Source organism: Curvibacter sp. T50 (genome assembly GCF_057219955.1).
The window spans coordinates 901,146-915,585 of the sequence record NZ_JBXVVU010000001.1 but is presented as its reverse complement, the minus strand read 5'-3'; the positions used below and the strand labels follow the sequence as shown (position 1 = coordinate 915,585).

Here is a 14,440-nt window from a genome sequence, read left to right as displayed (position 1 = left end):
GCAGCCGAGCCTGCGCATTACCGTGCGCAGGTGAGGGCTCAGAAAAGAGGAATCTTCTTTATGAAACACATCATTGCCGTCCTGCTCGAAAACGAAGCAGGCGCTCTCTCCCGGGTCGTGGGCCTGTTTTCGGCTCGCGGCTACAACATTGAATCGCTCAGCGTCGCTCCGACGGAAGATCCGTCTCTCTCTCGCATGACCATCCAGACCACCGGATCGGATGATGTGATCGAGCAGATCACGAAGCACCTGAACCGCCTCATTGAGGTGGTGAAGGTGGTGGATCTGACCGAAGGCGCCTACACCGAGCGCGAACTGATGCTGGTCAAGGTGCGCGCGGTGGGCAAGGAGCGGGAAGAAATGAAGCGTATGGCTGACATCTTCCGGGGGCACATCATCGATGTGACCGAAAAGAGCTACACGATCGAATTGACGGGCGACCAGACCAAGAACGATGCGTTCCTCAATGCGATTGATCGCAGCGCGATTCTTGAAACCGTTCGGACCGGTTCCTGTGGAGTCGGCCGCGGTGAGAGAATCCTGCGCGTTTGAAATTTCGCCGAACCAATACTCAACCAGGAGAAAAAATGAAAGTTTTCTACGACAAAGACTGTGACCTGAGCCTGATCAAGGGCAAGACCGTCGCCATCATCGGCTACGGCAGCCAGGGCCATGCGCACGCCCAGAACCTCAACGACAGCGGCGTCAAGGTCGTGGTCGGTCTGCGCAAAGGTGGCGCTTCCTGGGACAAGGTCGGCAAGGCCGGCCTGAACGTGATGGAAGTCAATGACGCCGTCAAGGCGGCCGATGTGGTCATGATCCTGCTGCCCGACGAGCAGATCGCCGAGGTCTACAACAACAATGTGGCCCCCAACATCAAGCAGGGCGCCTCCCTGGTGTTCGCGCACGGCTTCAACGTGCACTACAACCAGGTCGTGCCGCGCGCTGATCTGGACGTGTGGATGGTCGCGCCCAAGGCGCCGGGCCACACGGTGCGCAACACCTACACGCAGGGCGGCGGCGTGCCCCACCTGATCGCGGTGCATCAGGACAAGTCCGGCAAGGCCCGCGACCTGGCCTTGAGCTACGCCATGGCCAATGGCGGCGGCAAGGCCGGCATCATCGAGACCAACTTCAAGGAAGAAACCGAGACCGACCTGTTCGGCGAACAGGCCGTGCTGTGCGGCGGCGCCGTCGAACTGATCAAGATGGGGTACGAGACCCTGGTCGAGGCCGGCTACGCGCCGGAAATGGCCTATTTCGAGTGCCTGCACGAACTCAAGCTCATCGTGGACCTGATCTACGAAGGCGGCATCGCCAACATGAACTACTCGATCTCCAACAACGCGGAGTACGGCGAGTACGTGACGGGCCCGGAGGTCATCAATGAGCAGTCTCGCGTTGCCATGCGCAACGCCCTCAAACGCATTCAGAACGGTGACTATGCCAAGATGTTCATCCTGGAAGGTCGCACCGGCTACCCGAGCATGACAGCCCGCCGCCGCAACACCGCCGATCACCAGATCGAAGTGGTGGGTGCCCAGTTGCGCGCCATGATGCCCTGGATTGCGAAGAACAAGCTGGTGGACCAGACCCGCAACTGATTTGCAGTCGAGAGAGTGCTTTGTGACCTGTAGCCCTCGTCGTTGCAGGACGACAGAATTACAGAGGTATGCAAGGTCAGCAAGACCGTCCGTTCGGTGTCTGGCGTTGAACTGTGCTACATTGACGCCATGAGCCGCGCACCTTTCTCGCTACTAACTTCGTCCGCAGGGCGGGATCAGTAGCGCGCAGTTGCTCTCAGAACCTAGGCCCGTTTGCACCTGCAACGGGCCTTTTTCTTTTTACATTCTTGCGTTTTCCATCAACAACGTGCACCTCAGGAGCCAACCATGACCGAAAAGCTGATCATTTTCGACACGACTTTGCGCGACGGCGAACAATCGCCCGGGGCCTCGATGACTCGCGACGAAAAGCTGCGTATTGCTCGGCAACTGGAGCGCCTTCGCGTTGATGTGATCGAGGCCGGCTTTGCTGCCAGTTCCAACGGTGATTTCGAGGCGGTGCGCTGTATCGCAGATGCAATCAAGGATTCCACGGTCTGTTCGCTTTCGCGTGCCAACGATCGTGATATCTCCCGGGCCGCCGAGGCTCTGAAGGGTGCGGCCAATGCGCGTATCCATACCTTCATTGCCACTTCGCCTTTGCACATGGAAAAAAAGCTGCGCATGACACCGGAAGAGGTGCTTGAGCAGGCCAGACTTTCGGTTCGTTTTGCACGCAATCTGGTCGCTGATGTCGAGTTCAGCCCAGAAGATGGTTACCGTAGCGACATGGACTTCCTTTGCCGTGTTCTCGAGGCTGTGATTACCGCAGGTGCCTCGACGATCAATGTGCCCGATACGGTGGGATATGCCGTTCCCGAGTTATACGGGAACTTCATCAAGACACTGCGGGAGCGCATTCCGAACAGCGACAAGGCGATCTGGTCTGTGCATTGCCACAATGATCTGGGCATGGCAGTGGCCAACTCCCTGGCTGGCGTGAAGATCGGTGGCGCCCGCCAGGTCGAGTGCACCATCAACGGGCTTGGTGAGCGGGCGGGCAATTGCTCGCTTGAAGAAGTGGTCATGGCCGTGAAGACGCGCAAGGATTACTTCGGACTTGAGGTCGGAATTGATACCCATCACATTGTGGCGGCCAGCCGGATGGTCAGCCAGACCACGGGCTTCGTTGTGCAGCCCAACAAGGCAGTAGTCGGTGCCAACGCGTTCGCACATGCGTCCGGAATACATCAGGATGGCGTGCTCAAGGCCCGTGATACCTACGAGATCATGCGAGCGGAAGACGTTGGCTGGAGCGCAAACAAGATTGTCCTGGGCAAACTCAGCGGCCGGAACGCATTCAAGCAGCGCTTGTTGGAACTGGGTGCGGCGCTTGACAGTGAAACCGCGATCAATACCGCATTTACCCGGTTCAAAGAGTTGGCCGATCGCAAGAGCGAGATTTTCGACGAAGACATCCTGGCTCTGGTCAGTGATGAAAGCGTGACGCCCGAGCGGGAGCACTATGGTCTCGTATCGTTGTCCCAGCATAGTGAAACCGGCGAGCGCCCCCATGCCAGTGTCGTTTTCACCGTAGGGGGGCAGGAGGTTCGGGGGGAATCCGATGGCAACGGGCCAGTGGACGCGTCCCTCAAGGCGATTGAGCAGCATGTCCGCAGCGGTGCGGAAATGGTGCTGTATTCGGTCAATGCCATCAGTGGTTCCACGGAAAGCCAGGGCGAAGTGACCGTCCGGCTTCAAAACAGTGGGCGGGTTGTGAACGGCGTCGGTGCCGATCCCGACATCGTGGTGGCATCGGCCAAAGCCTACCTCAGCGCGTTGAACAAGCTGCAGGACAAGTCTGATCGGGTGGCTGCGCAGGGCTGACCGCCGATACTTCATTTTTTTTCTAGTAAATCCACGCAAGTTGTTGAACTTGCGTGGATTCATCGTTTATATTGCTGGCCATTGACCGAAGAAGCGTGGCCCGACACTATGAAAAATGAAGTGAAATTGACTGAATCGCTTCGTCGCAGGACGATCGGGTTTTGTACGGGGTGCGCGTTGATGGTCGCTAGCCTGTCCATCGCCGCTTCGGCTGAAGCGTCATCGCGCGGAAATCAGGCAGTCACAAAGCAGGCCACCAAGGCGACCGTGGTTCGCAAACCGGTTGCCCAGAAAGCGCGAAGCGCCCAGCGAAAAGCTTCCGGCGGACGCGAGGCGCGCTTGGCAGGGGGCGCCAAGGCCAGGCAACGCAATCAAGCCATCGTGCGGGTTGTCGCCCCGGCTCGTCCTTCTTACGGAAAGCTCGCTGGCCTCCATGAAATGCAGGATCCTCTGGACCTGCGCTCCAGCGTGGCGCTGATTGTGGATCAGGACACTCGCGAGGTTCTGTTCAGCAAGAATGACCATGCGGTCCTTCCGATCGCGTCGATTACCAAGCTGATGACGGGGTTGATCATCAGTGAATCGAAACTGCCGATGGACGAACCGGTCACCATCACGGCCGAGGATGTCGATACGGAAAAGGGAAGCACTTCAAGACTTGCCGTCGGTAGCACCCTGACGCGTGGCGAACTGATGCACCTGGCATTGATGTCGAGCGAGAACAGGGCCGCCAGTGCATTGGGTCGGACCTACCCGGGGGGATCGGGTGTATTCGTACAACGGATGAATGAACGGGCGCGTTCATTGGGCATGCAGGACACCCGGTTTGTCGAGCCGACCGGGCTTTCGAGCCGCAACCAGTCGAGTGCGTCGGACCTCGCCGTTTTGGTGGCGACCGCCTACCAGGATGCCGTGCTCCGGGATCTTTCGACATCGCCGGGACGTGAGGTCACGGTCGGACACCGGACGCTGCAGTTCAACAATACCAACCGGCTGGTCAAGAACCCGGAATGGGAAATTGGCCTCCAAAAGACAGGCTACATCTCCGAGGCCGGTCAATGCCTGGTGATGCAGGCGAAAATCTCCGGCCGCAAACTGATCATGGTCTTTCTGGATTCGGCGGGAAAACTCAGTCGGCTCGGCGACGCGGAGCGCGTTCGTCGGTGGGTTGAAACCAATCGTCCTGTCACTTCAGCGCCTGCGCGCAACCCCGTGCAACAAGGCTGAAACCGGGGGCAGTACGGGCGCCCGCATTGCTGGCCTTTCAGCGTTTGGGTGTCCCGGCGGAATGCATACCCATGGTTGCCGAGATGGCTTCGGCCGTGGATCGCAAACGTGGCAGCCATCCCTCGTCAAGTCGGTCGGCCGGCGCGGAGATCGACAAGCCTGCAATCAGTTTGTCTTGGTCGTCGTAGATGCCTGCGGCCATACACCTAACCCCAAGTTCAAGTTCTTCGTTGTCCCGTGCGATGCCGAGCTGGCGTACCTTTGCCAGTTCGCGTTCCAACGCACTGAGCTGGGTGATGCTGTTGCGGGTCTGACCACTCAGGCCGGTGCGGGCTGCATAGTTGCGCACGCGCTCTGGATCATCGGCCGCAAGGAACAATTTGCCGACAGACGTCAGATGCAATGCCGCGCGGCCACCAATGGCACGAACCACCTGCATGCCTGAGCGTTCGCTGAAAGCCCGCTCGATATAGACGATTTCGTCGCCTTGGCGCAGGCTCAGGTTGACTGGCTGCTGAATCTGTTTGTGCAGCTCGCGCATTGGCCCGACCGCAGCATCTCGGACATTGAGCCGGCCCTTGACGACGTTTCCCAGTTCGAGCAAACGCATTCCAAGGCGGTAGTGTCCGGCCTCGGGTCGGTCAACGAATCGCCCGATGGCAAGGTCATTGAGGATGCGATGAGCCGTTGACGGATGCAAACCGGTTTTCTCGCTGATTTCCTTGAGCGAAAGCGCATCTTCCCGGGAAGCCATGACGTCAATCAATGCAAAAGCCCGTTCGAGCACCTGAATGGTCGGGACGGACAGGTTCGGATCGTTTTTCTTGTGCATAGGGCGGGCGCGAAGGGGTCTTGATTTTACGATGCGGGATCCGAAGGGTCCGTATCACCGCGGGTTCGGCGGATTCAGTCCGTCGCGTCAATCCATTGCTCGCCGACAAGACGCTGGTGTGGCCGGAAGCGGGCCTTGTATGCCATCTTGTTGCTCGCACCGATCCAGTAGCCGAGATAGACGAACTGCAAACCCAGCTGACGGGCTTGGGCGATCTGCCACAGGATGTTGAACGTTCCCAGGCTCGATTGCGGCGCCGGGTCGAAAAATGTGTATACGGCAGAAAGTCCGCCGTTGAGAACGTCAAGGATGGAGACCATGCGCAGCGCGCCAAGAGTGCCGGGTTCCGCTGCTTCGCGGAACTCCACCAAGCGGGAATTGACCCGGCTTTGCAACAGGAACTGACTGTATTGGTCCACGCTATCGTGGTCCATGCCGCTTCCCGCATGGCGGCTCGTCTGATAGCGCAGATACAGCGCATAGTGTTCGGGATCGAATCCAAGCCGTAGCACTCGGGCCTGCAAACCCTGATGCTGTTTCCAGGCGCGCCGCTGGCTTCGATTTGGCGCAAACCGGTCCACCGGAATCCGGATCGGTACACAGTCCATGCAGCCGTCGCAGTACGGCCGATAGGTGAAAAGACCGCTGCGGCGAAAGCCTCTTTCGACCAATTCAGAATACTGGTCGTTGCGGATCAGGTGGCTGGGTGTTGCAACCTGCGACCGTGCGACATGGTCAGCGAGATAACTGCAGGGGTACGGCGCTGTGGCGTAGAACTGCAGTGTCTGGAGGGGGAGGTCTTTGAGACGCGTCACGGATGGCGGTCAGGCTGGTGCAGCAGTGTGTCCCAGTATACGGCGGCGAAACGCCACGCGGGGCTCGGTTTGCGCCGGTCAATCGCGAGGTGTTCCAGAAACTCCGACCGTGCAGTTTCCGTGGCTCCCAACGAGGCCAGGTGGCGAGTATTTTGCTGGCAATCGATCCGGTCGATGGCGTGATGGCGGCTGAACGCAACCAAGGCCGCCAGGGCGATTTTGGATGCATCGGATACCCGGGCGAACATGGACTCCCCGAATACCGCCCGCCCTTGGGCGACGAAGTACAGGCCGCCAGCGATCTCGCCGTCTATCCAGGTTTCGACGCTATGGGCGTCGCCCGAACGATGCAAGGCCCTGTAGGCAGCAATCATTTCGGGCACGATCCAGGTGCCGTTTTGCCCGGCCCTGGGCGAAGTCGCGCAGGCTTCGATGACGGTATCGAAGCGGGAGTCGAAGCGCACTTCAAGTCGCGACTGTCGCAGCAGACTGCGGATTTTCCGGCGCAGCGAGTGATGCAGCTTGAATCGATCGGTCCGCAGCACCATGCGGGGATCCGGACTCCACCACAGAATCGGCTGTCCCGCACTGAACCAGGGAAAGATGCCACTGGCGTACGCCCGGCGAAGGCTGTCGACATCAAGTGCGCCGCCCGCAGCGAGCAGGCCGGGCGCTGCGCTGCCTTGGCTCCACGCCGCATGGACATCGGGAAACGCGTCACCCGGTTCGAGCCAGGACAGAAACGGTGTGTCGGAGGCCATTGGGTGATCGGCGCTACGGCTGCGATGCGGGATTGGTGGGTCCTGTAGGATTCGAACCTACGACCTACGGATTAAGAGTCCGCTGCTCTACCAACTGAGCTAAGAACCCCCGTAAACCGGCCGCTGTTGGATGGTGGAGAGGAGGAGGATCGAACTCCCGACCTTCGCATTGCGAACGCGACGCTCTCCCAGCTGAGCTACCCCCCCATCTCAAAGCGCGCCTGATTGTATCAAGTAACCCGGACCCTCCAGGCATCGATCATTTCCCTTTATCTCCGAAACCGGCCGGGAGCAGGGCGTTGCGGCGGGCCAGTTCGACGAAAAGCCCGGCATGGTCCAGTTCGCCCAGTCCGTGACTGACCCCATCGGCAAACAGCTGCGCGAACAGGGCGGTCACCGGCGCGTCGAACTGCAACGAGGCGGCGGTGTCGAGCGCGTTGCGCAGGTCCTTGAGTTGTACGGTCATGCGGGCGCGTGGAGCGAAGTCGTGCTCCACCATGCGCTCGCCGTGAACCTGGAGCACCCGGCTTTCGGCAAAGCCACCCGAGATCGCCTTGCGGACCATGGCCGGATCGGCGCCGCCTTTTTCGCACAGCAGCAATGCCTCGGCGACCGCGCCAATGGTGATGCCGACGATCATCTGGTTGGCCAGTTTCGCCAGTTGTCCGCTGCCCACCGGCCCGACATGGGTAGCGCGACCCATGGTCAGCAACAGCGGCAAGGCGCGCTCGAAGTCAGCCGCGCTGCCGCCGGCCATGATGGCCAGGGTTGCAGCCTCCGCCCCAACGGTACCGCCGGAAACCGGTGCATCGAGATAGTCAAGGCCACCGGCCGCCAGGCGCGCGGCATGCTCTTTCGCTTCGCGCGGCTTGATCGATGACATGTCGATGACCAGCGCCCCGCGGCGCAAGGCCGACGCGGCACCCTGCGTGGTGGCGCCATCACCGAACAGCACTGCGTCAACGACGGGGCCGCTCTCCAGGATCGTAATGACGATGTCGGCGTGTTTTGCTGCTGCGGCGGCACTGTCATGAACGGTCGCGCCAAACGGCACAAGCCGCTCGGCTTTGGCAGCGCTGCGGTTCCAGGCATGCACACGATAGCCAGCTTGGCAGAGCTGTTTTGCCATGGGATAGCCCATCAGCCCGATACCAAGCACGGCGACGTTGAGATCAGGGTTCATGTAGGTTCCTTTTTTATAGCGCAACAGCACATTTTTACGCTGGGTACCGGCCTTTTTTGCTGTAAATCGGTCTTCCATCGCGCGGAGGGGTGTCTCCGATGTTATCTGTGCCAAGATCGGGGCAAACAACCCGACCCGGAGATGCCCGTGCGCCGCCCTGACCCCGACTGGTTTGACCGCATGTACAACAACCGGGCCCTGGTGCCCGGGCACGCAACCCATTTCGCCCGCTGGGCGGACGGTTCGGCCCGCGTGCGCGCCACCCAGCCCTGTGTGCTGGATCTGGCCTACGGGGACGACCCCACCGCGCGGCTGGACATTTTTCCGGCACAGGGGGTGGCGCACCCCGGATCGGCGCCGGTGCTGGTGTTTCTGCACGGCGGTTACTGGCGCAGTCTGGACAAGTCGGACCACGCCTTTCTCGCGCCCGCGTTCACCCGGGCCGGCGTCTGTGTGGTGGTGCCGAACTATGCGCTGTGCCCGGCCACCACGATCCCGGGTATCACGATGCAGATGGTGCAGGCGCTGGCCTGGACCTGGCGAAACATCGCGGCCCACGGCGGTGATCCGGCCCGCATCACGGTGGCCGGTCATTCAGCGGGCGGGCACCTGGCCGCCTTGCTGCTGACCTGTCGCTGGAAGCAGGTGGGGCGCGACCTGCCGGCGAGTCTGATCCGTCATGCGCTGTCGATTTCCGGGCTGTACGACCTGGCGCCGCTGCGTTTCACCCCGTTTCTGAAGGACGCCTTGCGGCTGACGCCGACCCAGGTGCGGCAGGCCAGCCCCGCCGGCCTGCCGGCGCCGACGGTCTGGCGCGGACGGGGCACACTGGCCAGCGTGGTGGGAGGGGACGAAAGTGCCGAGTTTCTGCGCCAGAACGCCCTGATCCGCGCGGCCTGGGGCGAACGGGTGGTGCCGGTGTGCGAAGCGCTGCCGGGCCTGAACCACTTCAGTGTGCTGGAAGCGCTGGCCGAGCCCGGTCACCGGCTGCACACGCTGGCGCTGAGCGGCCTGGCCTGACGCTTTCACCGCCCGGGCGTGCTGGCCGCGACCTTTCGAGCAAAAATGACCGATTCCCAGCGTGGAAAGGTCATTGTTTGCTATGAATTCAGGAACAAATCGGGTGCTGGCCGCGCGGGCGATGGCTCAGTCGACCAGAAACCGCTCCGTCAGCAGCGCCCAGTACGCGGCGCCCACCGGCAGGGCGGCGTCGTTGAAGTCATAGCCCGGGTTGTGGACCATGCAGGCTTGGCCGGGAAGGTCTGCGCAAAGGCAGCGCCGGCCAGCACGGCGCTGCCGAGCAGGGTGGCAACGGTTTTGAGGAAATGGCGCTTGCGGGTGGTCATGTTGTCTCCGCTCTGAGAGGGTTTGGGTCAGGCGGTCTCATGCGAGGGGGTGCCATTTCATGTGTCCAATGGTTTATTCTCTTGAATGTCATGACTGAAACTCATGGAATTTGCCGATGAACCTGCAACAGATGGAGCACCTGATCGCGGTCGCCGAAGCCGGTTCGTTCAGCCGTGCCGCCCAGCAGCGGCACCTGACGCAGTCGGCGCTCAGCCGCAGCATCCTGTCGCTGGAAGCGGAGCTGGGCGGGCGGCTGTTCGACCGCGTCGGGCGCCGCAACGAACTCACGCCGCTGGGCCATGTGGCCCTGCTGCGCGCCCGGCGCATCGCGCTGGAGGCGTCGGAGCTGCGCCGCAGCGCCAACCAGATGCAGCAGGGCGGCCTGGGCGCGATCCGGGTCGGGCTGGGCTCGGGGCCCGGTGCACTGCTGATGACACCGTTGCTGCAGCACATCGCCCGGCACCATCCGGGGGTGAAGGTGGAGATTGCCCGCGGGTCGACCGAACTGCAGCTCACCGCACTGCGCCAGCGTCAGCTGGACGCGCTGGTCATTGACGTGCGCCGCATCGCGCCGGCGCCAGACTTGCGCATCGAATCACTGGCCGAACTGCGCACCGGCTTCATCTGCCGCAGCGGGCACCCGCTGGCCACCGGTAAGGCGGTGCCGTTCGCGTCGCTGTGCCGTTTCCCGGTGGCGTCCACCCCGCTGTCGGATGAGGTGGCACGCATTCTGGTGGACCACTATGGCGAGGCGGGTGACCCGGGCCAGCTCACCAGCCTGCAGTGCGAGGACATCGCCGCCCTGGTCGAGACCGTGGCCGACACCGATGCCGTGTACCTGGGCATCGTGGCGGCGGCGCGCGAGCGGCTGGAACAGGGCACGCTGGTGGAGCTGACGGTGCAGCCGCCACTGCGCGCCGGTGCCCGCTTTGCCTATGTGACCCTGACCGGTCGCACCGAAGCGCCCGCCATGGCCATCCTGCGCCACTTTGTGGCGCAGCGGCTGCGGGACTGAAACCACCGCCGGACGCCACCCATGGACTCTTCAATCACCGGACTGCTGGGCGTGGGCGCCGTGGTGCTGCTGGGGTATGCCGTGCTGGGGCTGACCGGCTTCGGCTCGGCGCTGGTGATCGTGCCGCTGCTGGCCTGGCACTGGCCACTGTCCGAAGTGGTGCCGCTGGTGCTGGCGATGGATGTCGCGGCCTCGCTGCTGCTGGGCCGGCTGAACCTGCGACAGGTGCGCTGGGACGTGGTGCTGCCGCTGTGGCCGGGTCTGCTGCTCGGCGCGCTGCTGGGGCTTTGGGTCGGCCGCCTCGCGCAGCCGGCCTGGGCCATGGCTGCGCTGGGCCTGTATGTGGTCTGGGTGGGGGTGCGGGCCTTGCGCGCCCCGCCGGTCGCCGAGGCGGCGGCCGCGCCGCCCGAACCGCGCCGGTGGCGCCACGGCCCGGCGCTGTTGTACGGCGCCGGGGTCGGTCTGGTGCAGATGCTGTTTGGCACCGCCGGTCCGCTGGTGCTGGCCTGGCTGGCCCGCCGCGGGGTGCCGGCACACGCGATGCGGGCCAGCACGCCGGTCACCATGGTCGGGGTGGCGTCATTCGTGCTGGTGCTGATGGCGCTGGACGGCCGCCTGGCCGCCGCCCAGTTGTGGCCGCGGGTGCTGCTGGTGGTGCCGGCGCTGGTGGCGGTGGTGGCCGGTCACACGCTGGCGCACCGGGTGCCGGTGCAGGGGCTGCGGCGGGTGATATGCGGCCTGCTGGTGCTCAGCGGGCTGGTGCTGCTGGTCCATGCCGGGCGCCAGCTGGCCTGAGACCGCTGGCGCCGGCACAGGCGCTCACATCAGCAGGTGTTCACCCGCGTTGTCGCCGCCCAGAATGACGTAGTTGACTTTGCGGATGTCCATCAGCCGCTTGCCGCCGGAATAGCTGATCGAGCTTTGAATATCCTGCTCCATCTCGATGAGGGTGTCGGCCAGTTTGCCCTTGATGGGCTCCAGGATGCGTTTGCCTTCCACATGCTTGTACTCGCCCTTGTTGAAATCGCTGGCGGAGCCGTAGTACTCCTTGTAGAGCTCACCGTCGACCTCCACCGTCTTGCCGGGGGATTCCTCATGGCCGGCAAACAGGGATCCGATCATGACCATCGTCGCGCCGAAACGGATGCTCTTGGCGATATCGCCATGGCTGCGGATGCCGCCGTCGGCGATGATGGGCTTGGTCGCCACGCGGGCGCACCACTTGAGCGCCGACAACTGCCAGCCGCCCGTGCCGAACCCGGTCTTGAGCTTGGTGATGCAGACCTTGCCCGGCCCCACGCCGACCTTGGTGGCGTCGGCGCCCCAGTTCTCCAGGTCGATCACGGCTTCGGGCGTGGCGACATTACCCGCGATGATGAATGAGGAGGGCAACTTCTCCTTCAGGTACCGGATCATCTGCTGCACGCTGTCCGCATGGCCGTGGGCAATGTCGATGGTGATGTATTCCGGTGCCAGGCCTTCGGCAACCAGACGGTCCACGGTGGCGTAGTCCGGGCCTTTGACACCCAGCGAGATCGAAGCGTAGACACCTTCGGAACGCATGTCGCGCACGAACCGGACGTTGTCCAGGTCGAATCGGTGCATGACGTAGAAGTAGCCGTTTTTGGCCAGCCAGACGCAGGTGGCTTCGTCAACCACCGTCTTCATATTCGCCGGGACGGCCGGGATGCGAAAGCTGCGTCCGCCCAATTCGACGCTGGCGTCGCACTCGGAGCGGCTTTCCACGCGGCACTTGCGGGGCAGCAGCAGGATGTTGTCGTAGTCAAAAATTTCCATGAAAAACCAAGCTCCGGAGAAGTCGTTGCAGAACGAGTGAGCGCTTGGCTTGAGACCGGCTTTCGCTGCCCCGGCCGGCGCCAAAGGCAGAAAAAAACCGGGCGCAAGAAACTTGGGCCCGGTGACTGATTCTACCGGCTTTGGGACGACCCGTGCGCTCAGGGCAAGGTGACGCCCGCGGCGGTACGCACCGATTGGTGCGAGTAGTCGGCGGCGGAAGGGCGGCGGATGGTGGAGCGCACCTTCACATAGTCCACAAAGGTCTGGGAATAGAGCAGGTAATTGTTGACATAGTTGCCCGCTGCGAAAACGGTGCCGAAGGTGGTGTAGCCGTCTTTGCCGCTGGCGATGAAGTCGTTCGTGGCGACCGTGTAGGTCCGGGCTGGCTCCAGGGCGCTCCAGGTGCCAGCGGTGCGGCTGCGCACCTGCAGATTCGAAAAGCGCTGACCCTTGGGTTTGCTCAGGTCCAGACTCCAGCGCAGGCCTGCGGCGTAGGGATGGGAGCCGTTGCTTTGGCCATTGTCCAGGTGATTGGCGACCGCATCTTCCAATACGGCGGCGATCTGGGAGCCGGTGAGCTTGAGTTCGACCAGGACGTTCGTGAAGGGCAGCAGCGTGAACGCGCTGTTCATGCTCAGCGGCCCCGCCGGGAGCGCCACGCGCACGCCCCCGGCGTTCTGGATCGCAACATCGGCCGCCAGGCTGCCGGCGAGGAAGGCCTCGGCAACCACCTGAGCGGCGTCGCTGCCGCGGGCGAGGGTATTGGCCGCCTCGCACCCCGCAACACCTGCGCTGCGGTTGGTCGATTCGCCGGGCACCCGCACCAGACACAGGGCTTCGGCCGCGCTACCGATCACCTCGGCTTTGCGGGACTCCACCTGGCCGGAAAAGTTGGCCAGCTGGGCCGCTGCCGCCGTGTCGGGCTCCATCACCTTCAGGTTGCCCGCCGCGGACAGGCTGGCCAGCAGCCCCTGGCGATCCGCCTCGGGCAAAGTTGTCCATGCGCCGGCGGCATTCTTGCGCTTGAAACTGCTGCCCAGCAGCAAGGACGCCTGGCCGGTGCAGGATGCCACTTCGCCACGGTCGTTGAACTGAATTGCCATCTCGCCGATGGCTTTGGCATATTCCCACGCTTGGCCGATACACACCGTTTTGCCGTCTTTGTTGACAACACGGGTGGGGTAGGGGCCTGAACTGCTGAGTCCCTGGGCGCTGAAGTCACCCAGCAAGCTGTGCGAATCGCCACCGATGATGGCGTCGACATCGGTCAGCCGCGCGGCAATGGCCTTGTCGGCTTCATAACCCTGGTGGCTGAGCAGCACAATGTGGCGAATCTCTTGCCTCTTCAGCGCGTCAATGGCGGTTTGCGCTGCCGTCACTTCGTCTTCGAACACCGTACTTGCCAGGGGCCGGGACGAATTGGTAGTCTTGCCTTTGATGGTCAGGCCCACGATGCCGATGCGGACCCCGTTGACCGTCTTGACGGTCGACGGCGCAATCCGGCCGCTCATGGGTGTGCCGGCGGCCGGCGCAATGTTGGCCGACAGGATGGGCGTCTTGCAAGCGCCCTTGTGCAGCTCGTCGACAAAAGTTCGCAGGCCTGCGTCGCCGTCGTCGAACTCGTGATTCCCCACCGCGAAGGCATCGAAACAGACGGTGTTCATCAGGGCGGCGTCGGCAGCACCTTTGAACAAGGTGTAGTAGAGGGAGCCCGTGATGGCGTCGCCAGCGTGCAGCTTGATGACGTCGCTGCGGCCGTCGTAACGCCGGAACGCGGCAGTGACCCGCGCGAAGCCGCCGAGATCGACCTGGGTTGCCACACCGCCAAGCTGCAACTCGGTGTTGGCGAAGGGGTCCAGCTGGGAATGGTGATCGTTGATGTGCGCCAGTGTCACGGAAACCGGCGGGAAAACAGGCTCATCATCGCCGAAACAGGCGGTCAGCAGCGCAGCGGCGGCAAGTACGGCGAGCAAGGGCGGGGAACGACGGAGTTTCATGGGAATCGGACCGGATGGGAGGGAGCCCCTATCCT

General features: G+C 62.8%; 13 protein-coding genes and 2 tRNA genes. 7 read left to right on the top strand and 8 right to left on the bottom strand.

Features of this window, described 5'->3' with window-relative positions:
* Positions 1-60 precede the first annotated feature (60 nt).
* The 4 genes from ilvN (at position 61) to pbpG (ending at position 4,658) form a co-directional block, all read left to right on the top strand.
* Positions 61-552 carry an acetolactate synthase small subunit gene (ilvN, locus tag AC2EBU_RS04330; protein WP_484609140.1) on the top strand — a complete coding sequence of 164 codons (492 nt, stop codon included), beginning with the start codon at positions 61-63 and terminating at the stop codon, positions 550-552.
* A 35-nt stretch (positions 553-587) separates the two neighbouring features.
* Positions 588-1,604 (top strand): ketol-acid reductoisomerase, encoded by a 1,017-nt coding sequence (gene ilvC, locus AC2EBU_RS04325; protein ID WP_484609139.1) that lies wholly within the window; start codon positions 588-590, stop codon positions 1,602-1,604.
* 288 nt (positions 1,605-1,892) lie between these two features.
* Positions 1,893-3,431: a 2-isopropylmalate synthase gene (locus AC2EBU_RS04320; protein ID WP_484609138.1), complete on the top strand. Its 1,539-nt coding sequence runs from the start codon at positions 1,893-1,895 to the stop codon at positions 3,429-3,431.
* Positions 3,432-3,611: 180 nt separating this feature from the next.
* Positions 3,612-4,658: a D-alanyl-D-alanine endopeptidase gene (gene pbpG, locus AC2EBU_RS04315; RefSeq protein WP_484610116.1), complete on the top strand. Its 1,047-nt coding sequence runs from the start codon at positions 3,612-3,614 to the stop codon at positions 4,656-4,658.
* Between the two features lie 37 nt (positions 4,659-4,695).
* Here the strand turns inward: pbpG and AC2EBU_RS04310 are convergent, their stop codons facing one another.
* The 6 genes from AC2EBU_RS04310 to AC2EBU_RS04285 all read right to left on the bottom strand — a co-directional run bounded on the left by AC2EBU_RS04310 (position 4,696) and on the right by AC2EBU_RS04285 (position 8,249).
* Positions 4,696-5,490, bottom strand: coding sequence for an IclR family transcriptional regulator (locus AC2EBU_RS04310; protein WP_484609137.1), 795 nt, complete (start codon positions 5,488-5,490; stop codon positions 4,696-4,698).
* A gap of 74 nt (positions 5,491-5,564) precedes the next feature.
* Positions 5,565-6,305 (bottom strand): arginyltransferase, encoded by a 741-nt coding sequence (locus AC2EBU_RS04305; protein WP_484609136.1) that lies wholly within the window; start codon positions 6,303-6,305, stop codon positions 5,565-5,567.
* Positions 6,302-7,066 (bottom strand): leucyl/phenylalanyl-tRNA--protein transferase, encoded by a 765-nt coding sequence (aat, locus tag AC2EBU_RS04300; protein WP_484609135.1) that lies wholly within the window; start codon positions 7,064-7,066, stop codon positions 6,302-6,304. Before aat ends, AC2EBU_RS04305 begins: the two co-directional genes overlap by 4 nt.
* Before the next feature lie 33 nt (positions 7,067-7,099).
* A tRNA-Lys gene (locus tag AC2EBU_RS04295) sits at positions 7,100-7,175 on the bottom strand.
* A 22-nt stretch (positions 7,176-7,197) separates the two neighbouring features.
* Positions 7,198-7,273: transfer RNA gene (locus tag AC2EBU_RS04290), tRNA-Ala, on the bottom strand.
* 52 nt (positions 7,274-7,325) lie between these two features.
* Positions 7,326-8,249, bottom strand: a complete 924-nt coding sequence (locus AC2EBU_RS04285) for an NAD(P)-dependent oxidoreductase (protein ID WP_484609134.1) — start codon at positions 8,247-8,249, stop codon at positions 7,326-7,328.
* Between the two features lie 147 nt (positions 8,250-8,396).
* Between AC2EBU_RS04285 and AC2EBU_RS04280 the strand changes: the two genes are divergently transcribed.
* The 3 genes from AC2EBU_RS04280 to AC2EBU_RS04270 all read left to right on the top strand — a co-directional run bounded on the left by AC2EBU_RS04280 (position 8,397) and on the right by AC2EBU_RS04270 (position 11,406).
* Positions 8,397-9,269 carry an alpha/beta hydrolase gene (locus AC2EBU_RS04280; protein WP_484609133.1) on the top strand — a complete coding sequence of 291 codons (873 nt, stop codon included), beginning with the start codon at positions 8,397-8,399 and terminating at the stop codon, positions 9,267-9,269.
* A 442-nt stretch (positions 9,270-9,711) separates the two neighbouring features.
* Entirely contained in the window at positions 9,712-10,611 is a 900-nt protein-coding gene (locus AC2EBU_RS04275) for a LysR family transcriptional regulator (RefSeq protein WP_484609132.1), read from the top strand.
* A gap of 21 nt (positions 10,612-10,632) precedes the next feature.
* Entirely contained in the window at positions 10,633-11,406 is a 774-nt protein-coding gene (locus AC2EBU_RS04270) for a TSUP family transporter (RefSeq protein WP_484609131.1), read from the top strand.
* A 24-nt stretch (positions 11,407-11,430) separates the two neighbouring features.
* Here AC2EBU_RS04270 and AC2EBU_RS04265 read toward each other — a convergent pair whose 3' ends face one another.
* On the bottom strand, positions 11,431-12,408 hold the full coding sequence (locus tag AC2EBU_RS04265) for a GMP reductase (protein ID WP_484609130.1): 978 nt from the start codon (positions 12,406-12,408) through the stop codon (positions 11,431-11,433).
* Positions 12,409-12,566: 158 nt separating this feature from the next.
* On the bottom strand, positions 12,567-14,405 hold the full coding sequence (locus tag AC2EBU_RS04260; protein WP_484609129.1) for a bifunctional metallophosphatase/5'-nucleotidase: 1,839 nt from the start codon (positions 14,403-14,405) through the stop codon (positions 12,567-12,569).
* Positions 14,406-14,440 lie beyond the last annotated feature (35 nt).